The 22,708-nt window shown below is 70.8% G+C and carries 16 protein-coding genes; 7 read left to right on the top strand and 9 right to left on the bottom strand.

Going from position 1 to position 22,708, the window contains the following annotated elements:
• The first annotated feature begins 5 nt into the window (after window positions 1–5).
• Entirely contained in the window at window positions 6–1,520 is a 1,515-nt protein-coding gene (gene guaB, locus ACNYC2_RS24160) for an IMP dehydrogenase (protein WP_419704222.1), read from the top strand.
• A 98-nt stretch (window positions 1,521–1,618) separates the two neighbouring features.
• On the opposite strand, the gene ACNYC2_RS24155 is transcribed toward guaB, so the two are convergent.
• Window positions 1,619–3,232 (bottom strand): FAD-dependent oxidoreductase, encoded by a 1,614-nt coding sequence (locus ACNYC2_RS24155; RefSeq protein ID WP_419704221.1) that lies wholly within the window; start codon window positions 3,230–3,232, stop codon window positions 1,619–1,621.
• A gap of 349 nt (window positions 3,233–3,581) precedes the next feature.
• Between ACNYC2_RS24155 and ACNYC2_RS24150 the strand changes: the two genes are divergently transcribed.
• Entirely contained in the window at window positions 3,582–4,220 is a 639-nt protein-coding gene (locus ACNYC2_RS24150) for a Rid family hydrolase (RefSeq protein ID WP_419704220.1), read from the top strand.
• A 53-nt stretch (window positions 4,221–4,273) separates the two neighbouring features.
• Here the strand turns inward: ACNYC2_RS24150 and ACNYC2_RS24145 are convergent, their stop codons facing one another.
• A complete protein-coding gene (locus ACNYC2_RS24145) occupies window positions 4,274–4,996 on the bottom strand; it encodes an exonuclease domain-containing protein (protein ID WP_419707894.1) in 723 nt (240 codons plus the stop codon).
• Between the two features lie 185 nt (window positions 4,997–5,181).
• Between ACNYC2_RS24145 and ACNYC2_RS24140 the strand changes: the two genes are divergently transcribed.
• The 4 genes from ACNYC2_RS24140 (at window position 5,182) to ACNYC2_RS24125 (ending at window position 9,043) form a co-directional block, all read left to right on the top strand.
• The gene (locus tag ACNYC2_RS24140) at window positions 5,182–6,306 is read left to right on the top strand and encodes a GuaB3 family IMP dehydrogenase-related protein (RefSeq protein ID WP_116673649.1); all 1,125 of its coding nucleotides are present in this window, start codon (window positions 5,182–5,184) and stop codon (window positions 6,304–6,306) included.
• 2 nt (window positions 6,307–6,308) lie between these two features.
• A complete protein-coding gene (locus ACNYC2_RS24135; RefSeq protein ID WP_419707893.1) occupies window positions 6,309–6,782 on the top strand; it encodes a GNAT family acetyltransferase in 474 nt (157 codons plus the stop codon).
• Window positions 6,783–6,887: 105 nt separating this feature from the next.
• The gene (locus ACNYC2_RS24130) at window positions 6,888–8,522 is read left to right on the top strand and encodes a succinic semialdehyde dehydrogenase (protein WP_419704219.1); all 1,635 of its coding nucleotides are present in this window, start codon (window positions 6,888–6,890) and stop codon (window positions 8,520–8,522) included.
• Between the two features lie 38 nt (window positions 8,523–8,560).
• Window positions 8,561–9,043 carry a hotdog fold domain-containing protein gene (locus ACNYC2_RS24125; protein WP_357507141.1) on the top strand — a complete coding sequence of 161 codons (483 nt, stop codon included), beginning with the start codon at window positions 8,561–8,563 and terminating at the stop codon, window positions 9,041–9,043.
• 83 nt (window positions 9,044–9,126) lie between these two features.
• Here the strand turns inward: ACNYC2_RS24125 and ACNYC2_RS24120 are convergent, their stop codons facing one another.
• The 6 genes from ACNYC2_RS24120 to ACNYC2_RS24095 all read right to left on the bottom strand — a co-directional run bounded on the left by ACNYC2_RS24120 (window position 9,127) and on the right by ACNYC2_RS24095 (window position 20,343).
• Window positions 9,127–9,750 carry a SanA/YdcF family protein gene (locus ACNYC2_RS24120; RefSeq protein ID WP_419704218.1) on the bottom strand — a complete coding sequence of 208 codons (624 nt, stop codon included), beginning with the start codon at window positions 9,748–9,750 and terminating at the stop codon, window positions 9,127–9,129.
• Window positions 9,751–9,856: 106 nt separating this feature from the next.
• The gene (locus ACNYC2_RS24115) at window positions 9,857–10,768 is read right to left on the bottom strand and encodes a DUF4031 domain-containing protein (RefSeq protein WP_419704217.1); all 912 of its coding nucleotides are present in this window, start codon (window positions 10,766–10,768) and stop codon (window positions 9,857–9,859) included.
• A gap of 105 nt (window positions 10,769–10,873) precedes the next feature.
• A complete protein-coding gene (locus ACNYC2_RS24110; RefSeq protein ID WP_419704216.1) occupies window positions 10,874–14,158 on the bottom strand; it encodes an Ig-like domain-containing protein in 3,285 nt (1,094 codons plus the stop codon).
• Between the two features lie 198 nt (window positions 14,159–14,356).
• Entirely contained in the window at window positions 14,357–15,676 is a 1,320-nt protein-coding gene (locus ACNYC2_RS24105; protein ID WP_419704215.1) for an acetate/propionate family kinase, read from the bottom strand.
• Window positions 15,673–17,787, bottom strand: coding sequence for a phosphate acetyltransferase (gene pta, locus ACNYC2_RS24100; protein WP_419704214.1), 2,115 nt, complete (start codon window positions 17,785–17,787; stop codon window positions 15,673–15,675). The genes ACNYC2_RS24105 and pta overlap by 4 nt, the downstream gene beginning before the upstream one ends.
• Before the next feature lie 66 nt (window positions 17,788–17,853).
• The gene (locus tag ACNYC2_RS24095) at window positions 17,854–20,343 is read right to left on the bottom strand and encodes a phosphoketolase (protein WP_419704213.1); all 2,490 of its coding nucleotides are present in this window, start codon (window positions 20,341–20,343) and stop codon (window positions 17,854–17,856) included.
• Between the two features lie 184 nt (window positions 20,344–20,527).
• Here ACNYC2_RS24095 and ACNYC2_RS24090 point away from each other — a divergent pair, with 184 nt between their 5' ends.
• On the top strand, window positions 20,528–21,430 hold the full coding sequence (locus ACNYC2_RS24090; RefSeq protein WP_419704212.1) for an SURF1 family protein: 903 nt from the start codon (window positions 20,528–20,530) through the stop codon (window positions 21,428–21,430).
• Window positions 21,431–21,442: 12 nt separating this feature from the next.
• Here the strand turns inward: ACNYC2_RS24090 and ACNYC2_RS24085 are convergent, their stop codons facing one another.
• Window positions 21,443–22,612 carry a MalY/PatB family protein gene (locus ACNYC2_RS24085; RefSeq protein ID WP_419704211.1) on the bottom strand — a complete coding sequence of 390 codons (1,170 nt, stop codon included), beginning with the start codon at window positions 22,610–22,612 and terminating at the stop codon, window positions 21,443–21,445.
• Between the last annotated feature and the right edge of the window lie 96 nt (window positions 22,613–22,708).

Raw genomic sequence — 22,708 nt, 5'->3', positions numbered from 1 at the left:
GCTCCATGACGGACCAGACCTCGCCGGCCGACCCGTTCGGGTTCCTCGGGCTCACCTATGACGACGTCCTGCTGCTGCCGGGTTACTCCGACCTGGCGCCGTCGGACATCGACACGACGTCTCGCCTGACGCGCGAGATCTCGCTCAAGATTCCGCTGCTGTCCGCGGCGATGGACACGGTCACCGAGTCGGCGATGGCCATCGCCATGGCTCGCCAGGGTGGCCTCGGTGTCCTGCACCGCAACCTCTCGATCGAGGACCAGGCCCAGCAGGTCGACCTCGTGAAGCGGACACAGACGGGCATCATCACGAACCCCGTCACGATCGGGCCGGACGCCACGCTCGAGGAGCTCGACACCCTCGCGGGCCAGTTCCGGATCTCGGGTTTCCCCGTCGTCGACGCCGACAACAAGCTGATCGGCATGGTCACCAACCGCGACCTGCGCTTCACGCCCGTCGCCGAGTGGGCCACGACCAAGGTCGACGAGGTGATGACGCCGCAGCCGCTGATCACCGGCCCCGCCGGTATCTCGCGTGACGACGCCACGCTGCTGCTGCGCAAGCACAAGCTGGAGCGGCTCCCGCTGATCGACCCCGACGGCCGCATCACCGGCCTCATCACCGTCAAGGACTTCGTGAAGTCCGAGCAGTTCCCCCACTCGTCCAAGGACGGCCAGGGCCGCCTCATGGTGGGCGCGGCGATCGGCTACTTCGGCGACGCGTGGCAGCGTGCGACCGCGCTCATCGAGGCAGGCGTCGACGTGCTCGTCGCGGACACCGCGCACGGCAACGTCCGCATGCTGATCGACATGGTCAAGCGCCTCAAGACCGACCCCGCCACCAGGGACGTCCAGGTGATCGGCGGCAACGTCGCCACCCGCCAGGGCGCCCAGGCGTTCGTCGACGCCGGGGCCGACGCCGTGAAGGTCGGCGTCGGACCGGGCTCGATCTGCACCACCCGCGTCGTGACCGGCGTGGGCGTACCGCAGATCACCGCCGTCTACGAGGCGTCGCTGGCCTGCAAGCCGGCGGGCGTGCCGGTCATCGCCGACGGCGGTCTCAAGCACTCCGGCGAGATCGGCAAGGCCCTCGTGGCCGGCGCCGACACCGTGATGCTGGGCTCGCTGTTCGCGGGCTGCGAGGAGACGCCGGGTGACCTGGTGCTCGTCAACGGCAAGCAGTTCAAGACGTACCGCGGCATGGGCTCGATGGGCGCCATGTCCTCGCGGGGCAAGAAGTCGTACTCGAAGGACCGGTACTTCCAGGCCGAGGTCACGAGCGACGACAAGATCGTGCCCGAGGGCATCGAGGGTCAGGTCGCCTACAAGGGTCCGCTGTCCACCGTGGCCCACCAGCTCATCGGCGGTCTGCACCAGACGATGTTCTACACCGGCTCGCGCACCGTCCCGGAGCTGCAGGCCGAGGGCAGGTTCATCCGCATCACGTCGGCGTCGCTCAAGGAGAGCCACCCGCACGACGTGCAGATGACGGTGGAGTCCCCCAACTACAGCGGCTTCTGACCCACCCCAGTTCCGCGAAGTAGAGCGCCTGTCCGAGTTTCCCGGGTTTTCGCCAGGGGGGCCCGGACAGGCGCTCTACTTCGCGGAGCTCGGCTGCGTCAGGTCGACATGACGCGTTCGTGCAGGGTCTGGACCGCGTAGCGCGCCGACCAGAAGGCGCCGTGCTGCCACGCGGAGATCTCCGACATCCAGTCGCCCGCGAAGTACACGTTGCCCGCCCCCTGCTGCAGCAGCTTGAAGCCGGCGGACGTGGTGTTCGGGAAGGCCCAGGCGCCCTCGATGTGGGGGACCTTGTGCCAGGCGATGGAGAACGAGCTGTCCAGCTCGGTGCGGTACTTCTCCCCGTGGATCTTCACGCCCTGCTCGACGGCGCGCAGCTCTCGCTGCCGCGGCGCCATGTCGGCGTACGCGCGGGCGTTGGCGCCCGTGTTGTAGTAGCCGACGATCAGCCCCTTCCGCTCGCCGTACCCGTAGGACGGGTACCACAGGTGCGCGAGGTCCATGTCGGTCTCGGTGATCCCGCCGAAGATCCGGTGGTCGTCCTCCCAGAACCGCGACCGGTACTGCAGGCCGATCTTGCCGGCCGGAGAGCCCACGGCGAACTCGCCGAGCGCCGCGTCGACCTCCGGTCCCCAGTTGGTGTCCCACCGCCGCATGATGCCGGCGGGCGCCGCGACGACCGCGAAGTCCGCCTCGATCTGCCGGTCCCTGCCGTTGCCCGGTTTGTAGGTGACCCTGACTCCGCGGCTGGTGTTCTCCACACCTGTCACGGGTGAGCTGAAGTGGACGTTCTGCGTGCCGATGGCCCGCACCAGGTACTGGTAGGTCGTGTCCATGCCGCCCTTCGGCTGGAACATGAGCATCGACTGCTCCCAGTTGATCTCGAACGGGAAGTACTGGCCCACCTTGGAGGCCAGCACCTCGGAGACCGTGCCGGGTCCGGGCAGCGGCGTGCCGTGCTCGTTCCACGCCGACGGATAGGTCTCGAAGCCGCGGTTGCTCCCACCGGCATAGGTGCCGTCGGGCCCGAGCGAGCCCCAGCTGCGCAGGAAGGAGCGCAGGTTCTCCTTGTCCTCCTCCGTCAGCTTCTGGTCCAGGGCACCCTGGTCGGTGGCGTGGTGCAGCAGCTCCGAGGTGTAGCCGAAGACGTCCGCCTTCGCGGTGCGGTAGCGGACCGGGTTGCCCGGCGTCGCACCCGACCTCTCGTTGTACAGGTAGGCGTCCGCGTTCGCGTTCGTGAAGACCTCGTACGGCACCCCGAGCTCGCGGATGTAGTCCATGGTGACCATCCACTGGGCGATGCGCGCTGCGCCGGCGTTCATGTAGATGCCGTCGGAGAATCTCGCGGTCTGCCGGACGCCGTCGAGGTCGGTCTCGGAGTCCCCGCCGCGGATCGTGAGGGTTCGCCCGCCGGGCCGGTGGCGGGCCTCGAGCACGGTCACCCGGTAGCCGGCCTTCTGCAGTTCGTAGGCGGTCGCGAGGCCTGCGGGGCCCGCTCCGACGACTACCACCTTCTTCGCGGAGCGGCCGGTCAGCGAGAAGTCGCTGCCTCGCGGGGGGACCCACGCCTCTGCCCTCGGCTGGGCGGCTGCAGTGGGGGCCAGGCCCATCGCGCCCATGGTCGCGAACATGACACCGGCGCTGGAGCCCGCGCCGACCGCCTGGAGGAAGTTGCGGCGGGATACGCCAGAGGTGCTCTTCTCAATGACCACTGTGCCTACCTCTCGTTCGAAAGGTCTGACGGCCGCGGGATCCCGGTCTGGAGTCCGGACGCCGCCGTCAGCACCGCTTCGGACGTTATGGAGAGCACGTCACATTGACGGGTCTGCACCGTTTCTATGCAATTGCCCGCAGTAACCATGTTGTTTCGGTACTTACGAATAATCCAGCGTTTTCCCAGGAGAGCTCGAGCATCGAGCGTGCGGCCGTTCCAGAGGCGACCCGCGACGTTCATCCCGCGGAAATGCCCCGTCGCTAGCGTCACGCGGCACCCGGTGTCGACCGCCGGGCCACCGCACCTGGGCTCCGTCAGGCGCCCGGCCGGCCAGCTGGAGGAGCACCATGAAGAACCGCACGAAGCTCATCGCCGCCGTCGTCGTCACCGCCGCCGTAGCGGTCCCCAGCACGGCGTTCGCAGCCGGGCACGTCTTCCGGCCGGACCCCTACCGCGCCCATTCCTTCGTCACCGGCGACACCCCGCTCATCGCCGACGGCGTGGCGATCGGCAAGAACGTCTCCTGGTACAAGTCGTCGGGCCTCGGCCCGGCGGCGAGCAACACCGCGCCGGGCGCGTCCGCCGAGGAGCGTTACATCCCGACCGACGTCTTCCCGGGTGCCGAGCTGCCCGACGGCGTGACCCTCACGGAGGCCCAGGGCATCAACGCACTCACCCGCATCGGCACGAACCTGGAGCGCGCCGGCCTGTCCTACGACGACGTCGTCTCCATGCGCGTCTTCCTGCAGAACCCCGAGGGCGAGGAGGAGATGGACTTCGCCGGGTGGAACCGGGCCTACCGGCAGTTCTTCGCGAACACCAACCTGGCCACGGGCGAGGTGCTCGACGTGCAGCTCGGGTCGGCGACCACCGAACCGATGGTCGTCAACAGGGCTCGCCCGTCGCGCTTCGCCCTGGAGGTGGAGAACCTCCCGGTGGACGGGTGGCTCGTCGAGGTCGAGGTCGACGCCGTGTACTCCCGCTGAGCCGGGCCACGCCCCGGGACGCCCGGGGCGTGGCCGCTAGGCCGGTTGCCGGGTCAGAAGCCGGCCGAGTACTGCACGGGCCAGACGCCGGACGCGCCCGGGCCGACGAGGCCCTGCTCGCGGCGCCACTCGTTGAAGCTCACCGCCCACTGGCGGTGCGCGCCGATCTGCTGCTGATGCAGGTCGGTCAGGGGCATGCGCTCCAGCTGCGGGAACCGGCGGGCCAGCGCCTCCAGGACGTCGAGCGTGGCGAGCACGTCCACCTCGGCGGTGTGCAGGTCGCCGTCAGAGGTGATGCCGTACCACTGCGTCAGGTCCCCGAGGCGGCGTTTGCCCGGGCGGTACCGGTCCAGCCAGCGGTCGATGACGAGCGGGTCGATCACCGGCTCCACGGGACGGCCCAGCCGCTGGGGGAGGGTCTTGAGTCCGTGCCGCAGCAGCTCCGAGTCGAGCAGCGAGAGGTCGAAGGCCGCGTTGTAGGCGACCACGGGCACGCCGTCGGCGAGGTGGGTGGCGAGCTCTGCTGCTATCTCCTCCAGCGCCTCCCTCGGCTGGACGCCGTAGGTCCGGGCGTGCTCGGTGGAGATGCCGTGGATCGCCGCGGCCTCCTCGGGGATCTCCACGCCCGGATCCATCAGCCAGGTGCGGACCTCGGTGCCCACACCGGGCGAGCGCAGCACGAGAGCTGCCGTGACGATCCGGTCGCCTGCGACGTCGACCCCTGTGGTCTCCGTGTCGAAGCCCAGCAGCGGCCTCTTGATCCAGCTCTCGTTCATGGTGTCCTCCCTGCTCGTCCGGGGTTTCCGGGCCGTGTCTTCCAGCTCTGCCCGGTCGTCCGGTGCGTCCATGGAGAACCTTGCCACCGGTCACTGACACTCTGGTCCGGCACTGTGGCTCGCCCCACGGCCGCACATCACCGGAACCTGCGCGCCGCGTCCGGTGCGATGGGTAGGCTTGGCGGGTGAGCAACGAGATCGAGATCGGACGCGGCAAGCGTGGGCGGCGCGCCTATTCCTTCGACGACATCGCGGTGGTGCCTTCCCGGCGCACCAGGGACCCGAAGGACGTCTCGGTCGGCTGGCAGATCGACGCCTACCACTTCGACCTCCCGATCGTCGCGGCCCCGATGGACTCCGTGATGAGCCCGAGCAGCGCCGTCGCACTGGGCCGGTTCGGTGGCCTCGGCGTCCTCGACCTCGAGGGTCTGTGGACGCGTTACGAGTCGCCCGAGCCGCTGCTCGCCGAGATCGCGGCGCTGCCCGGTGACGAGGCGACGCGGCGCATGCAGGCGATCTACTCCGAGCCGATCAAGCCGGAGCTCATCACGCAGCGCCTCAAGGAGATCCGGGCGGCCGGCGTGACGGTGGCTGGTGCGCTCACCCCGCAGCGCACGCAGGAGTTCTACAAGACGGTGGTCGACGCGGGCGTCGACCTGTTCATCATCCGCGGGACCACGGTCTCGGCGGAGCACGTCTCCGGCAACGCCGAGCCGCTCAACCTCAAGCGGTTCATCTACGAGCTGGACGTGCCGGTCGTCGTCGGCGGGGCCTCCACCTACACCGCGGCGCTGCACCTCATGCGGACCGGTGCGGCGGGCGTGCTCGTCGGGTTCGGCGGCGGCGCCGCGCACACCACGCGCGTCAGCCTCGGCATCCACGCGCCCATGGCCACCTCGGTGGCAGACGTCGCCGCGGCGCGTCGCGACTACCTGGACGAGTCCGGCGGCCGGTACGTGCACGTCATCGCCGACGGCGGGGTGGGTCACTCCGGCGACGTCGTCAAGGCCGTGGCCTGCGGTGCGGACGCCGTCATGCTCGGTGCCGCGCTCGCGCGTGCTGCGGAGGCGCCGGGCCAGGGCTTCCACTGGGGCCCCGAGGCGCACCACCCGCAGCTCCCGCGCGGCGAGCGGGTCGAGGTCGGCTCGGTCGGCACGCTCGAGGAGATCCTCTTCGGGCCGGGCAAGCAGGCCGACGGCACCCTGAACCTCGTCGGTGCGCTCCGCCGCGCCATGGCCACGACCGGTTACTCCGACCTGAAGGAGTTCCAGCGGGTCGAGGTCGTCGTGTCGCCGTACCAGCCGCGGTGAGCATGCGTCCCGACGGCGAGCCGCTCGCGCCCGTCCTCGCCGCGGCACCGGCTGCCGACGGCGAGTTCGTCGAGATCACCGACGCCGACGTCGAGCAGGTGGTCGAGCTGTGGAAGACGTGCGGTCTGACCCGGCCGTGGAACGACCCGTACGTCGACATCGCCGACGCTCGCGCGAGCGGCGGTTCGACGGTCCTGGTCGCGCGGGCCGACGGCAGGGTGGCCGCAACGGCGATGGCCGGCCACGACGGGCACCGTGGCTGGCTCTACTACGTGGCGGTCGCGCCGGAGCTGCGGGGCACGGGCCTGGGCCGGGCGGCAGTCGTCGCCGCCGAGGCGTGGCTGGTCGCGCACGGGGCACGCAAGATCCAGCTCATGGTGCGGACCACCAACACGGACGTGCTCGATTTCTACGGTCGGATGGGCTACACCGACCAGGAATGCACTGTTCTGGGGCGCTGGGTCGAGTCCGACTGAGAGTGCGTCGTGCGAGGTGAACGCGCTATGACGACCCTGCTGTGAAAGTCAGTTTCACACACCCATCAATACATGGTGCAGGGTTTTGTGCGTAGGGTGGGCGCCATGATCGACGACGCAGCAGCCGACGCAGCGGCTAGTGGTGCGGTCGGCGGTGTGCTCGACCCAGAGCACCCGCAGGGGACTTTTGTCCTCGAGCCAGGGGTCATGGCCCCGCTCGTGGCTCGGATCGCAACTTCCGAGGGATCGGGTACGCACCGGTCCATGTGCCCTTTCACGGGCGCTCCGCTCGTGACGTTCCCGGTCTCCTCCGCCGAGGACGTCGCCGCGTGCGTCGTCCGGGCGCGCGTGGCGCAGCGAAGTTGGGCCCGCATGTCGGTGCGCGACCGGGCCGGCGTCCTCCAGCGGCTCGGCCGGATCGTCCTGGAGCGGCAGTCCGAGGCGCTCGACCTGATCCAGCTCGAGACCGGCAAGTCGCGTCGCGCCGCCTTCGAGGAGATCGCGGACATCGCGCAGGTCGCCAGGCACTACGCCGTCCGTGGCGCGCGCTACCTCGCGTCCCGCAGGGTCGCCGGCATGGTTCCGGTGCTCGTCGGCGCGCAGGTGCACCGCAGGCCCGTCGGTGTCGTCGGTGCGATCTCGCCGTGGAACTACCCGCTGGTGCTCGCTCTCTCGGAGGCGCTCCCCGCGCTCCTGGCCGGCAACGCCGTGGTGCTCAAGCCGGACCCGCAGACCACGCTGACAGCGCTGTGGGCCGCGGAGGCCCTGGACGACGCGGGCCTGCCCGCGGGGCTCTTCCAGGTCGTCGCCGGCGGCCCCGAGGTGGGCCAGGCGCTGATCGAGAACGTGGACCACATAGCCTTCACCGGCTCCACCGCCACCGGCCGCAAGGTCGCCGCGCGAGCGGGCGAGCGCCTCATCGGCGCCACGCTCGAGCTGGGCGGCAAGAACGCGCTCTACGTGACGGACGACGTCGACGTCGACGCGGCCGTCCCGGGCATCGTGCGGGCCTGTTTCTCGAACTCCGGCCAGCTGTGCGTGTCCATCGAGCGCCTGGTGGTCCACACCGCCGTCGCGGAGGAGTTCGTCGCGAAGTTCGTGCGGGCCGTGCGGAACCTGCGGCTCAGCCCGGCGCTCGACTACTCGGCAGAGGTCGGGTCGCTCACGTCCGCCGCACAGCTCGACAAGGTGACGGCGCACGTCGACGACGCGCTCGCACGGGGCGCCCGGGTGCTCGCGGGCGGCGTGCACCGCGCCGACGTCGGCCCGTACTTCTACGCCCCGACGGTGCTCGACGACGTGCCGGCGCAGGCAGTGGTCGCCCGTGAGGAGACCTTCGGGCCGGTCGTGACCATCTCGCGCGTCGACTGCGACGAGGAAGCCATCGCCGTCATGAACGACACCGAGTACGGGCTGCACTCCGCGATCTGGTCCCGGGACGTCGGCCGGGCACGCCGCGTCGCCGCACGGGTCGAGGCGGGATCGGTGGCGATCAACGACGGGTACACGATGACCTGGGGCTCGGTGTCCGCGCCGCTCGGCGGCTGGAAGGCCTCCGGCCTGGGCGCCAGGCACGGGGCGGCGTCGATCGACGGCCTCACGCGGCAGCAGACCGTCGTGACCTCGCGGGGCGCCCGGTTCGGAGCCACTCTCGACAACTTGTACGGCCTGGGCGGCGACACACCCAGCCGGGTGCTGACCACTGCCCTGGACGTGATGCGCAGGCTGCGCATGCCGTGAGGTGAACGGTCGTCACCGCGCCCGGTACGCTCGCGCGCATGACGACGCAGCTCCATGCCTTCTGGAAGTCCGCCAACGCACTGCCGGTCATCGGTGGGCTGTTCGGCAAGCGGATCTTCTCCCTGGTCTACTCCTTCAAGGCGCCGTACTTCGGCAGCTTCGCCCCGCGGGTGGTCGACATGCGGCCGAACTACGGCGAGGTGGTGGTGCCCAACCGGTGGCGTAACCGCAACCACATCGGCACGGTGCACGCCATCGCGGTCTGCAACGGGCTCGAGATGGCGATGGGCTCGCTCGCCGAGGCCACGGTGCCCGACGACAAGCGCTGGCTGCCGAAGGGCATGGAGGTGTCCTACCTCGCGAAGTCGACGGGCGACGTCAGGTGCGTGGCCGAGACCGAGCAGGCGCACTGGGACGGCGACGACAGGGACCTGCCGGTGCGCGTCCGGGGCGTCCTCGCCGACGGGACCGTGGTGGTCGAGGGCACCATCCACCTCTGGGTCACGCCGAAGAAGAAGTGACCGGTCAGACGCTCCGCGACGTGTCAGACCTACAGGTCACCCGAGTGACCTGAGCGTCTGACACATCGGTGGGGTCTGACAGGTCAGCGGGGCCGACGGCGGGCCAGGGAGCGGACCGCCGCCTTCCAGCTCGCGGGCAGCTCCCGCACGTGCCACCAGGCCCACTGCACCGGCCGGACGCTCTCGGCGCTCACGCCCATCCCGACGGCGTCCAGCCCCGCCTCTACACAGGAGTAGAGGGTGCGGCGCAGGTGATAGTCCTGGGTGACGACGACGGCGGTGCGCACGCCGAACAGGTCGTGGGCGCGCCTGCATGTGGCGGTGGTGTTGAAACCCTCGCGGTCCAGCACTATCGCGTCGTCGGGGACGCCGAGGTCGTTGTCCAGGAGCCAGGCGCGCATCGAGCCGGGCTCGTCGTACCGGGTGCCGTCGGCGTTGTCGTGCGCGTCGCCGCTCAGGATCACCGTGGGCGCGATGCCCGCACGGTAGAGCTCGGCCCCGCCCTCGATGCGACGACGCAGGTAGGTCGACGGCGTCCCGTCGGCGCGGAGCCCGGCGCCGAGCACGATGACGGCGTCCGTCTTCTCGATCTCGCCCGGGTCGTGCCGCACGCGGACGTGCCCGGTGCCCTGCACGACGGCGACGGGAACGGTGAAAGCAACGGCAAGCACACCCGCGACGATGGCGGCGGCCTTGAGGGGAGTCACGCGGAGAACGCTACTGCGTCCAGGCAGGGGCGTGGTCGGCAGCTCGTCACAAGGTCGGCAGCTCGGACTGCCGACCACCTGACGCTCTGCCGACCACGCGCGCCCTTCACGCTGCCAGGGCCGTCAGCTCGTCGCGGAGGTTCGCCTCCGCCGCGGCCTGCCAGCGGGCGACGCCGGGGGCGGTGCGGAACAGCGGACCGCCGTCGAGGAGTGTGCGGAGCACCTGCGACCGGCCTGCGCGGAACAGCGTGTCGGGCACCTCGCAGTACTCCGCGCGGACCTGGTGCGTGTACCGCGCGTAGCCGGCGGGGGAGGCGCCGAGCACCGCGAGGTCGGCGTCGCTGACCAGGCCGCCGCCGACGTCGTCCGGCGCGGGATCGTGGTCCGCCGTGACCATGACCAGGCGTGCGATCTCGTCAACGTCCTCGGCAGTGACCCCTGACCCGGCGAGCGGGCCGAGCAGCTCGGCGACGAGCGCTGCCGACCGCTCCTCGTCCTGCTGCGCGACGCCGTCGTGCACCGCGTCGTGGAACCACAGGGCCAGACGGGCGCGCCAGAGGGCACGCTCGGAGAGCCCGCTGTCGGGGGCGATCGAGTCGAGCGCGTCCAGGGCCGTCGCCAGGTGCAGCGTCGAGTGGTAGACGCGGTGCGGCTCGCGCCAGCGGTCCACCAGGTCCTCGCCGGCCTGGTACGCGAGGCCCGGGTCGGCCCACAGGTCGGCCCAGCGGATCAGGAGCGCCGCCCGCTTGGCGCGGTTTCGTTCGGCGCCTGAGACCCGCAGACCGGAGGACGCCAGCCGCCGGGCGAGGTCGCCGCCCTCGACGGGCACCGCGCCGGCGGCGACGAGTGCGTCGTACCGCGAGGCGGGGACGTCGTAGTGGTCCAGGTCGAACGCGCGGTCCGGCACACCGGCCGCACGGGCGAAGAGGCGGAGCTCCTGCAGCGACCCGTCCGAGACCAGGTGGGAGAACAGAGTCCCGTGCGCGGGCCAGGCGGGTGGGTCGATGAAGACGGTCACGGGGCGAGCCTACGCGCGGTCCGGTGGGCGATCAGACAGGCCTGCGGCCCTGGCTCGACGTACCAGGTACGTCGAGTCAGGGCCGCAGGACTCGCACCGGTCAGGTCACGACCCGGCGACCTGCCACGGTCCGAACCGGTCCCCGGGCTCCTGGTTGCGGGTCCACCACTTCGCCCGGTACTGCTCGCCGTCGTGCACCACGACGTCGCCCCGCACGAAGATCCGCGACGGCGTCCACACGGCTGTGCCGTCCCCGGCCCGGAGGGTCTCCTGCCACGGTCCGTACGCCGCACCACTCGGCTCCTGCTTGGTGGTCCAGGCGGCCCGGTAGTACGCCCCGTCGTGGAAGACCTCGTCACCCGAGCGATACCGCACCGACGACTCCCAGAGCGGTGCGGCCTCGCCCGGGACCTTCGCCATGACCTCGATCTCGCTGACGATCATGTGCACGTTCTCCTGGGCGGTCATGACCACCCGGACGGCGTCCGCGCGCACGTCCGCGGGGAGGTCGACGACCGGCGCGGCGCCGTCGGACGTCACCGGGACCGGGTCTCCCACGGCTTGCCACACGCCGTCGACCTGGGCCTCGAGCGCCACCGTGCGCGCCCAGCTCAGGTGGCCGCCGTCGCGGAAGAAGCGGGTGACGACGCGCGTCACGTCGCGCTCCGTCGGCAGCGTGACGGTCAGCGTGTCCTGCGCGTTCTTGGTGCCGGAACGCCAGTTGGACCAGCCCTTGTCGTCCAGGTCGCCGTTGATGACGTTCTCGGCCGGGTAGCCGGGCTCGGTGTAGGTGGCCGACGCCGTGGTGCCCTCCGTGAGGGCCACGTTCGCCTCGCCGGGCTCCGCTACCAGTACCCGGACGGTCGCGGGCAGGGTGTTCGAGTCGCCGGCGTCGGCGGTGCCCTGCAGCTCGACGGCGCCGCGCTCGTCGAACGCGCCGTCGGGCGCCTCCTCCCACGTGACCGGGCGCTCCACGGACGCGCCGCCAGCGGCGATCGCGGTGACCGTCGCGGGCAGCTCGGCGGAACCACCGATGTAGGCGGCGCCCTGGGCGGGCAGGGTCCGCTCCAGGATGTCGACGACGACCGTCGCGGTCGCCTCGACGGTGCCGCCTGCCGGGATGGCCACGGCGCCGGTGACCTCGACGATCCCGGCCTGCGCCCACGTCTCGTCGCCGGGCAGGTCCCAGGTCACGGGCAGTGCGCCGCGCGCCCCGTCCGGGTAGATCGGGGTGACGGTCTCCGGCAGCTCCGGCGTCGTCCCCGGGCGGGTGAACGCGTCGACCGGCGTGGTGCCCAGCACCGTCTCGTCGACTATCGCCCAGCGCTGGTTGGCGTTGGAGTTGGCGAGGTAGGTGCCGACGGGAGATCCGTCCGCCCGTGCCTCGCCGCCCACCTCGAGCACCGTGCGCGCAACCACGTTGACCAGGGTGTACGTGCCGTCCCCGGTGGTGGAGAGCACCCAGCGTGCGGTGTCCGGGGTGTCGGCAGGGTCGGCGGGGGAGTCGACGAGCACCGCGGAACCGTCCGCGGTGACCGCGAGCTGCTCGCCGGTTCCGACGTTGGTCACCGCGTACCGCGTGCGGTGGGTCCCGGAACCCTCGGGAGCGCCCAGGTCGGTGAGCGTCCACAGCTGCCCGGCTGCTGCCGGGTCGTCGGTGGAGATCTGCACGCCGCCGTCGCCGTCGGGTGCCAGCGACAGGTCGGACTGCACGCCGTCGATCCGGTACACGTGGCCGTCCTGTGCCAGCGGGGCGTCGTCCGCGACGCCGGAGACGCCGTCGACCAGGAACGTCGTGACGGACTCCGCGGGCACGGTGAGCGTCGCGGCGGCGTCCTGCACGGCCACCGGCGTGCCCTCGACGAGGTAACCGTCGACGCTGGTCACGACGGGTGTGACGGTCGCGTCGGAGGCGACGTTCCCGAAGCCGGAGAGGTCGAGCGTGACGTCGCGGTCCGCGGTGGTGTCGTTGACGTGCACGACGGTCGCTGCGTCGCCCGAGGCGGACACGGCGGCGGTGCTGTCGGTGTCGTCGACGCCGATCAGGCGGTCACCGGGCGTGATGTAGTGCGTGAAGTTCTGGGTGACCCAGTACTTGGTGTTCGTGTAGATGGGGCACGTCTCCAGCGTGTCCTCAGCGGTGCAGGAGAACGGGATCTGGATCTCGCCCCAGTTGCCGCCCTCGGGGCTCTCGCCGCCGGGCGCCATGTTGTCGTAGTCCTCGACGGGCTGCCAGAACACCCACGCGGACGGCTCGAGCTCGCGCAGGTCGTCCATGATCTGGTGCGCGCTGCCCAGGCCGGACTCCATCGACTCGAAGTTCTGCCCCGTGGTGGACCAGGAGCCACCGACCTCGCTCATCCACAGGGGCTTGTCCTCGCCCTTGGCGATGTCACGCACGGTGGTGCGCTGCCCGGTGCCGTACGTGTGCACGTTCAGCTGGGATACCTGGTCGCGCACCGCGTCGGGGTACGCGTTCCAGTTGGTCGCGAACTTACCCGGGTTCGTCTCGTCCATCGCGGAGATCCGGGCTTCCGTCGTCGAGCCGCCGATGGCGTCGGCGAGCACCGGGATCACCTGCTGCTGCAGCTCGGGCCCCATGTGGGCGCCCTCCTGGCGGCCGCCCGTCGGGTTGCCGTCGGCGCCGAGCTTGGTGCCCCAGTAGTTCGTGTTCGGCTCGTTGAACGCGTCGATGGTGTCGACGTCGATCCCGTGCGCGTCCTCGAGGCGTTCGGTCGCGCCGACGACGTAGGCGGCGAACTCCTCGATGCTCTCGGGCTTGAGCTGGTCCTGGTTCGCGTCGAAACCGCCGGAGACGTAGCCGCTGACCGTCTGGAACCACGGCGGGGAGTTGCTGAACGTCTCCCAGTGCGTGATGTCGTCCTTGATGCGGTCCACCCACCAGCGCTGCGTGGCGTCGGCGTCCGGGTTCCAGTGGTCCGGGTTCGCCGGGTCCCACCAGTCGACGTCCTCGCGGGTGGTGCCCTCGGGCGCCTTCCACCAGCCCTCGACGTCGGCGCCGGCGCGCAGGTAGTCCGGGACGTCGGGGGCGTTGCCGCCGCCGATGTTGTACCGGGCGATGTTCAGGTTCATGCCGTCCTCGCCGAACAGCATGTCGGCGAGCTCGTTCCGGATCTCGTCCGGGTAGCCGCCCGTGGCGTTGGCGAACCAGACGAGGCTGGTGCCCCAGCCCTCGAAGGGCTCTCCCGCGTACGACGGGTCGGGGCGCACCGTCACCCCCGCTGCGCTCGCGGCCGCGGCGGTGGCGCTCTGGGGTTCGTCGGGCTGGGCGTTCGCCGTCGCCGGGGCCAGCCCCGCCGCCAGCAGCGCGCTCGCCGTCAGGACGGCGCCTGCGCGCCGTCGTCCTGTGTTCCTTCTGATCGAGCTCATCGTTGAGCCCTCCTCTCGCGTCAATGCGACGATTCGGGACCTGCCGGGTGAATGTTCACGTGAACATCTGCTCGCGAGCGAACCGATGTTGACGTCATCATGGATGTGGTGATCCTCCTCGGCGAGGCCGCGGACGTCAAGCCTCCGGCCCTTCGGATACCTACGACCCGGAGGCGCCGCACTGCGGTTGGTGCGCTGTCAGTCCTCGACCAGAGCCATCGTCTGGCGTGCGATCGCCAGCTCCTCGTTGGTCGGGACGACCATGACGAGGGGGGTCTCGACAGGCTCGACCAGCGAGTGCGGCTCGGCCGGTGAGCCAGGCTCGGCGGGCTTCCGGACCGAGATCACGCGCGCCTCGTCCGACCGGGTCTCGTTGGCCGCCGGGTCGACGGTCAGGCCCAGGAACTTCAGCCCGCGCACCACTCCGGAACGGATGCGGTGGTCGTTCTCGCCGACGCCGGCGGTGAACGTCAGCACGTCGATACCGCCCAGCACCGCCGCGTACGCGCCCACGTACTTGCGCAGCCGGTGCAGGTAGACGTCGAGCGCGAGACGCGCGTCCTGGTCACCGCTCGCGACGAGCTTCTGCAGCTCGCGCATGTCGCCCACCCCGGACATGCCCAGCAGGCCCGAACGCTTGTTGAGCAGGGTGTCCACCTCGTCGCCGGACATCCCGCCGCGCACCAGGTGGAAGATGATGCCCGCGTCCAGGTCGCCGGAGCGGGTACCCATGACGAGGCCTTCGAGCGGCGTCAGGCCCATCGAGGTGTCGACCGGCGCGCCACCCAGCACCGCCGACGCCGACGCGCCGTTGCCGAGGTGCAGCACCACCTGGCGCAGCGTCTCGGGGCCGCGTCCTTCGGCCGCCAGCTTGGCGAGGACCGCCGGATGCTCGGCGACCGCCGACGACACGAACTGGTGCGACGTCCCGTGGAACCCGTAGCGGCGCACGCCGTGGTCAGCGGCGACCTTGCGGTCCAGCGCGTAGGTCGAGGCGGCCTTGGGGAGCGTCGTGAAGAACGCCGTGTCGAACACGGCGACGTGCGGCACGTGCAGCAGCTCGCGCGCCACCTCGATGCCCGTGACGTTGGCCGGGTTGTGCAACGGTGCCAGCGGGATGAGATCGCGTACCCCGGCGACGACGTCGTCGTCGATCAGGGTGGGGGCGCTGAACACCTCGCCGCCGTGCACCACCCGGTGCCCGACGGCGGCGATGCCCGCCTCCGCGAGGGACGGACCCACCTCGTCGAACAGGCCCATGACGATCCGGAGCGCCTCGCCGTGGTCCGGTACCGGCAGGTCGCGCACGACCTGCTCGCCCTTTGCCTCGTGCTTGACCTTCCCGGTGGCCTCGCCGATGCGCTCGACGATGCCTCCGGCGAGAGCGTCGCCCGACGCGGGGTCGACCAGCTGGTACTTCAGCGAGGAGGAGCCGGAGTTGAGGACGAGGACGGTGCGTGTCTCGGGGTCCCCGGCCGATCGGGAGCGCAGCGAGTGATCGGTTGGGGTGAGGGTCATGCGGACTCCTTGGTCTGGGCCTGGATCGCCGTGATCGCCACCGTGTTCACGATGTCCTGGACGAGCGCGCCGCGGGACAGGTCGTTCACCGGCTTGTTCAGGCCCTGCAGCACCGGGCCGACGGCGACAGCGCCCGCCGACCGCTGCACCGCCTTGTAGGTGTTGTTGCCGGTGTTCAGGTCGGGGAAGACGAACACGGTGGCGCGTCCGGCGACGTCGGACCCGGGCAGCTTGGACGCGGCGACCGAGGCGTCCACCGCGGCGTCGTACTGGATGGGGCCCTCCACGTCGAGCTCCATGTCGGCCTGGGTGATGCGCTCCCGGACGAGCTCGGTGGCGGTGCGCACCTTGTCGACGTCGGCGCCCGTGCCGGACGTGCCGGTGGAGTAGGAGAGCATCGCGATGCGCGGTTCGACGCCGAACTGCCGGGCGGTGGCCGCCGAGGAGATGGCGATGTCGGCGAGCTCGGCCGACGTCGGATCGGGGATGACGGCGCAGTCGCCGTACACGAGCACCCGGTCCTCGAGACACATGAGGAAGACCGAGGACACCGACGACGTGCCGGGCTTCGTCTTGATGATCTCGAACGACGGCCGGATGGTGTGCGCGGTCGAGTGCGCGGCGCCCGAGACCATCCCGTCGGCGAGGCCGAGGTGGACCATCATCGTGCCGAAGTAGGAGACGTCCGTGACGATCTCCCGCGCGCGCTCGACCGTCATGCCCTTGTGGGCGCGCAGCCGGGTGTACTCCGCGGCGAACTTCTCCACGTGCTCCGGGTCGTGCGGCGACAGCACGCGAGCGGCCTCGATGTCGAGGCCCAGCTCGGCAGCACGGGCGCGGACCGACTCGTCGGAGCCCAGGATCGTGAGGTCAGCGATGTGGCGGGCCAGCACCGTCGAAGCGGCACGCAGGATCCGGTCGTCGCTGCCCTCGGGCAGCACGATGTGCCGGCGGTCGGCGCGTGCCCGCTCGATGAGCTGGTACTCGAACATGAGCGGCGTGACGACCTCCGGCCGCGGCAGGTCGAGGCGGGCGGCCAGCGCGGCGGAGTCGACGTTGCGCTCGAACAGCGCCCGGGCCGTCTCGACCTTGCGCACCGAACCCTTGTCCACGCGGCCGCGGGTCGTGGCCGCGGCGCGGGCCGTGCGGTAGGTGCCGAGCTCCGTGGTGATGATCGGCAGCTTGGGCCGCATCGCCTCCAGCAGCTCGGCCGGACGGCCCTGCGGGTAGAACCCGCCGTTGAGGATGATCCCGGCCAGCGACGGGAACGACGGCGTCATGTGCGTGGCCAGCAGCCCGATCAGGAGGTCGATCCGGTCGCCCGGGGTGATGACCACCGCGCCGTCGGTCAGCCGTTCGAGCAGGTGCTCGAAGCTCATGGCGCCGACCTGCAGCTCGAGCGCCTCGCGGCCCAGCAGCTCGGGATCACCCAGGACGAGCGTGCCGTCCACCGCCTCCAGGAGCTGGCCGACGGTCGGGGCCTGCAGGAACGGCTCCTCGGGGATCGTCCAGACGGGCAGGTCGGGCTGCGCCTCGGCCAGCAGCGTCCGCACGTCCAGGGCGCTGTGGGTGTCCGCGCGGTTGACGACCAGCCCGATCGCCTGCGCGTGGTGTGCCGCCAGCTCAGCGAGACTCACGTCGGCCAGGGCACGGATGCCGTCGGGGGTGCGCTCGCGGCCCGAGACCACGAGCAGCACCGGGGCGCCGAGGTTCGCCGCGATCCGCGCGTTGAACGAGAGCTCGGTGGGGCCCGCGACGTCGGTGTAGTCGGTACCGAGCACCACGACCGAGTCGCAGCGCCCGGCCAGGTCGTGGAACCGGGACACGATGCGGCTCAGCGCGGCCTCGGGGTCGGCGTGCAGGTCCGCGTAGGTCACGCCGACGGCGTCGTCGTAGGCGATGTCGACGCCGTCGTGCTCCAGGAGGAGCTCGAGGACGTGATCGCGTTTGCCGCTCGTGTCCTCGGCCTCGCTCGCCCGCGAGACCGGCCGGAAGACCCCCACCCGCTGGCCCTTGCGGACCAGCAGGTCGAGGACGCCCAGCGCGACCGTCGACTTTCCGCTCTCGCCCTCCGGGCTCGCGATGACGATGCTGCGGGTTGCGCCGGTCACATGTGGCTCCGTGTTCGCTCTGTTCGGTCTCGCGTGGCGCCGGATCTCGCATGGCGAGATCTGCTGCTACTCGTTGTCTCCACCGGTGCCGAGCGTAGCGTCAACCTGGCCGCCGTCGGCCAGGTCCTGGGCGTCCGGCCAGACCCAGTCGCGCACCTCGGGGATGTCGTCGCCGTGCTCGCGGGTCCAGGCACGCGCACGAAGCCGCGCGTCCTGCATGCGCTGACGCAGCCCGGCCTGGGCGCTACCGAGCGAGGGAACCCGGTCGATGACATCGATCACAAGGTGGTACCGGTCCAGGTCGTTGAGCATGACCATGTCGAACGGCGTCGTCGTGGTGCCCTCCTCCTTGTACCCCCGCACGTGGATATTCGGGTGGCCCGCACGCCGGTAGGTCAGGCGGTGGATGAGCCACGGGTACCCGTGGTAGGCGAAGATGATCGGCCGGTCGTTGGTGAACAGGCCGTCGAACTCGGAGTCCTTCAGACCGTGCGGGTGCTCGGACGCGTCTTGCAACCGCATCAGATCCACCACGTTGATCACGCGGACCTTCAGCTCGGGCAGCTCGCGGCGCAGGATGTCCGCCGCGGCCAGGACCTCCATGGTCGGCACGTCGCCCGCGCAGCCCAGGACGACGTCGGGCTTCTCACCAGCCTTCTCCGTGCCGGCCCACTCCCAGATACCGAGGCCGCGCGTGCAGTGCTCGATCGCGGACTCCATGTCGAGGAAGTTCGGCGCCGGCTGCTTGCCCGCGACCACGACGTTGACGTACTGGCGGCTGCGTAGGCAGTGGTCGTACGTGCTGAGCAGGGTGTTGGCGTCCGGCGGGAGGTAGACCCGCACGATCTCGGCCTTCTTGTTCACGACGTGGTCGATGAACCCGGGGTCCTGGTGGCTGAACCCGTTGTGGTCCTGCCGCCACACATGACTGGACAGCAGGTAGTTCAACGATGCGATCGGTCGCCGCCACGGGATGTCGTTGGTGACCTTGAGCCACTTCGCGTGCTGGTTGAACATCGAGTCGATGATGTGGATGAACGCCTCATAGCTGGTCAGCAGCCCGTGCCGGCCCGTCAGGAGGTAGCCCTCCAGCCAGCCCTGGACCTGGTGCTCGCTCAGCATCTCCATGACCCGGCCCGCGCGGGCCATGTGGTCGTCCACCTCCGGGCCGATGTACTCGGCGTTCCACTGCTTGTCGGTCGTGTCGTACACGGCCTGCAGCCGGTTGGACGCGACCTCGTCCGGCCCGAAGATGCGGAAGTTGTGCGGGTTGAGCCGGATCACGTCGGTGAGCCACTCACCCAGCACCCGCGGCGCCTCCGACGACGACCCGCCGGGCACCGGCACGTCGACGGCGTACTTGCGGAAGTCCGGCAGGCGCAGGTCCTTGAGCAGCAGCCCGCCGTTCGCGTGCGGGGTCGCGCTCATCCGCAGCTCGCCCTCCGGGGCCAGGGCGGCGATCTCGGGCAGCACGCGGCCGTCGTCGTCGAACAGCTCCTCCGGACGGTAGGACCTCAGCCATTGCTCGAGCACGCGCAGGTGCTCGTCGGTGTCCCGGGCGTTCGCGAGCGGCACCTGGTGCGCACGCCACGAACCCGTCGTCTTCTTGCCGTCGATCTCCGCCGGGCCGCTCCACCCCTTCGGCGTGCGGAACACGATCATCGGCCACGCGGGACGGCTCAGGTCACCGCCGGCGGCACGGGCCTTGATCCCGGCGATCTCGTCCAGCACCTCGTCCAACAGCGCGGCGAACCGCGCGTGGAACTCGGCGGGCGACTCCTGCGAACCGTCCTCCACCGTGAAGAAGTACGGCCTGTGCCCGTACCCCACCATCAAGTCGCGCAGCTCGTCCTGCGGGATCCGTGCCAGGACGGTCGGGTTGGCGATCTTGTACCCGTTGAGGTGCAGGATCGGCAGCACGACACCGTCCTGGCCCGGGTTGACGAACTTGTTCGAGTGCCACGAGGTGGCCAGCGGGCCGGTCTCCGCCTCGCCGTCCCCCACCACGGCGGCGACCAGCAGGTCGGGGTTGTCGAACGCGGCGCCGTAGGCGTGGCTGAGCGCGTAGCCCAGCTCACCGCCCTCATGGATCGAACCCGGTGTCTCCGGTGCGACGTGGCTCGGGATCCCGCCCGGGAACGAGAACTGGCGAAACAGGCGCTTGACGCCCTCCGTGTCCTGCGTGATGTCGCTGTAGACCTCGGAGTAGGTTCCGTCCAGGTACGCGGAGGCGACCAGGCCCGGCCCGCCGTGGCCCGGTCCGGTCACGTACACGGTCTGCTGCTGCCGTTCCTTGATCGCCCGGTTCAGGTGCGCGTACAGAAAGTTCAGGCCCGGTGTCGTGCCCCAGTGGCCCAGCAGGCGCGGCTTGACGTGGTCCCGGGTCAGCGGCTCACGCAGGAGCGGGTTGTCGAGCAGGTAGATCTGCCCGACCGAGAGAAAGTTCGCCGCCCGCCACCACGCATCGAGGCGCTCCAGCTCGGCGGGCTCCAGCTCGGCGACGCCGGTGGCGCGCCATCCGGTGGCGGTGGAGTCGGGGGCTGCTGTCGTGGTCATCGCTCACACTCCTACGGGAACTACGTGCGGGATCTGTACCGGGTTGTCTGCTCAATCATTCGAACGCAGAACTGCTCGGCACGCGATAGGACCGCCCGGACCCCCGTGTGTGAGATGTGAGACGTCGGGCTCACAGGGGCGACCTGTGCTTCTGACACCTCGGTGGGCGGCTACCGTTGACGTCATGCCTGTCAGTGCCTCCAGCACACCCACGCAGACGGCGTCCGACGCCGATGCGCACCCCGAGCGCCGCACCTTCCTCCAGGTCGCTCGGCAGCCCCGCATGATCGGCCTGCTGCTGGTGTTCGTGCTGGCGGCGCTCGTGTGCGGCAGGCTCGGCGCATGGCAGCTGGACCGCGCGTACGAGCGTGCGGAGCTGGCCGCCCAGCAGGCGGCCGCGGAGGCCGTGGCCGCCGGGCCGTCGTGGCTGGGTGACGTGCTGACGCCGCAGGAGAGCTTTCCCGGCGAGCTCGTGGGACGCGAGGTCCGGGTGGCCGGTGAGTTCGAGGACTCCGGCACCCTGCTCGTCCCCGGCCGCGTCCTGGAGGGGCACACCGGTTACCTCGTGCTGACCCCTTTCCGGGTGACCGACGACGGGACAGGCGGCGCCTCCTGGGCCGATCTCTCGGGTGCGCCGGTGCTCGCAGTGGTCCAGGGCTGGGTGGCAGCGCCCGCCGACGCAGAGGCGCTGACCCTGCCCGAGGGCGAGGTCACGCTGACCGGCTGGCTCCAGGTGGGCGAGTCGACGTCGGGCAGTGCCGCCGTGGTGGACGGGCAGACCGAGCAGATCGCCCTCAGCGCGCTCGTCAACGAGTGGGGCGGGCCGATCTACACGGGCTACCTCGTCGCGAACGCGGGCCCGGGCTCACCCGAGAGCGGGGGAGTCGCGGCCCTGCCGAGACCCACCATCGACGGCGGGTCGGGCGCCAACCTGCAGAACGTGTTCTACGCGCTCCAGTGGTGGGTGTTCGGCGGGTTCGCCGTGCTCCTGTGGATCCGCCTGGTGCGGGACGAGATGGCCGGCGGACGCCGGGGCGGCGAGCCCACCGACGCCGACACGGGGATCGCGGGACTGCCGTCCGCGTGACCCGAACGCTGGTCAGCGGTCCAGGCTCTCCAGCATCTGACCGACCGCCTGCTCCAGGATCGGGCGTGGCATCGCCGCGTTCAGCCGCACGAAACCCCGTCCGGCACCGCCGCACTCACTTCCGTCGACCAGGACGACGCCCGCCCGCTCGCGGAAATGGGCGGCCGCGCTCCCGGGCCCGCCCGGGAGCTCCAGCCCCCGGCAGTCCAGCCAGGTCAGGTAGGTCCCCTCGGGCGCGCGGTAGCCGATCCCGGTCCCGTCGAGCAGCTCACCCAGCCGCGTGACGTTGCCGTGCAGGTAGGCGACGAGGCCGTCCAGCCAGTCCCGGCCCTCGGTGTAGGCGACCCGGTTGGCCAGCATGCCCGGCGTCGACGCACTCTCCTCGATGCGTTCGGCGCCTGCCTCGTTCCAGAGCTTCACGTCGGTGTCGTTGGACAGGACGACCTGCGCGCACTTGAGGCCTGGCAGGTTCCAGGCCTTCGAGGCCGAGGTCGCGGTGAGGGTGTGGCCCGCCGTCGTCTCGTTCAGGGAGGCGTACGGGACGTGCCTGCGGCCCGGGTGGACCAGCGGGGCGTGGATCTCGTCGGAGAAGACGCGCCCGCCGTGGCGGTCGACGACCTCGGCGACGGCCAGCATCTCGTCGGGTTCGAGGACCCGGCCGACCGGGTTGTGCGGGTTGCACAGCACCAGCAGGTGACCGCCCGCCCGGAACGCGTCGTCGAGCGCGTCCAGGTCGTACGTGTACCGGCCGTCGGCGTCGCGCAGCATCGGCACCTGGATGAGCTCGCGGCCCAGCTCGCCCGGCAGGGTCTGGAACGGCATGTACGAGGGGGAGGGCACGATGACCGGCGAACCGGGGCGCGAGAAGTGCATGATGGTGTGCACCAGCGCGGTCAGCACGTCGGACACCGGGCGCACCCGTGCCGGGTCCACGGTCCAGGCGTACCGGTCCGCGGCGAACGCCGCGTACGCCTCGGCAGTCCCCGTCACCAGGTGCGGCGGGAGGTAGCCGAACATGCTGCGGTCCACGGCGTCGTGGAGCGCGGCGGCGATCGGGGGCGCGACCGGGAAGTCCATCTCTGCGACCCAGGCCCCGATCTTGTCGGGGAAGGCCGTCCACTTGAGGCTGCCGTTGGCGCGTAGACGGTCGGCGGTGAGGGCGTCGAAGTCGTAGGCGTTCACCTTCGCATTGAACCAGGTGCTCCGCGCTCGCCGTCCGGGTGCCCAGGGATGCGCGAGGATGGCTACCTGCGGCAGGCGCCGAGGCTGGAGGACGAC

It is taken from the genome of Promicromonospora sp. NFX87 (assembly GCF_048564965.1).
Classification (GTDB): Bacteria; Actinomycetota; Actinomycetes; order Actinomycetales; family Cellulomonadaceae; genus Promicromonospora.
The sequence above is the reverse complement of the archived record's forward strand: the minus strand, read 5'-3'. Positions and strand labels throughout refer to the sequence as shown.

Coding starts and splice junctions, on each gene's coding strand:
- guaB (WP_419704222.1), top strand. CDS start 6: ATGACGGACCAGACCTCGCCGGCCGACCCGTTCGGGTTCCTCGGGCTC.
- ACNYC2_RS24150 (WP_419704220.1), top strand. CDS start 3,582: ATGAAGAACCGCACGAAGCTCATCGCCGCCGTCGTCGTCACCGCCGCC.
- ACNYC2_RS24145 (WP_419707894.1), bottom strand. CDS start 4,996: ATGAACGAGAGCTGGATCAAGAGGCCGCTGCTGGGCTTCGACACGGAG.
- ACNYC2_RS24135 (WP_419707893.1), top strand. CDS start 6,309: ATGCGTCCCGACGGCGAGCCGCTCGCGCCCGTCCTCGCCGCGGCACCG.
- ACNYC2_RS24130 (WP_419704219.1), top strand. CDS start 6,888: ATGATCGACGACGCAGCAGCCGACGCAGCGGCTAGTGGTGCGGTCGGC.
- ACNYC2_RS24125 (WP_357507141.1), top strand. CDS start 8,561: ATGACGACGCAGCTCCATGCCTTCTGGAAGTCCGCCAACGCACTGCCG.
- ACNYC2_RS24110 (WP_419704216.1), bottom strand. CDS start 14,158: ATGAGCTCGATCAGAAGGAACACAGGACGACGGCGCGCAGGCGCCGTC.
- ACNYC2_RS24105 (WP_419704215.1), bottom strand. CDS start 15,676: ATGACCCTCACCCCAACCGATCACTCGCTGCGCTCCCGATCGGCCGGG.
- ACNYC2_RS24095 (WP_419704213.1), bottom strand. CDS start 20,343: ATGACCACGACAGCAGCCCCCGACTCCACCGCCACCGGATGGCGCGCC.
- ACNYC2_RS24090 (WP_419704212.1), top strand. CDS start 20,528: ATGCCTGTCAGTGCCTCCAGCACACCCACGCAGACGGCGTCCGACGCC.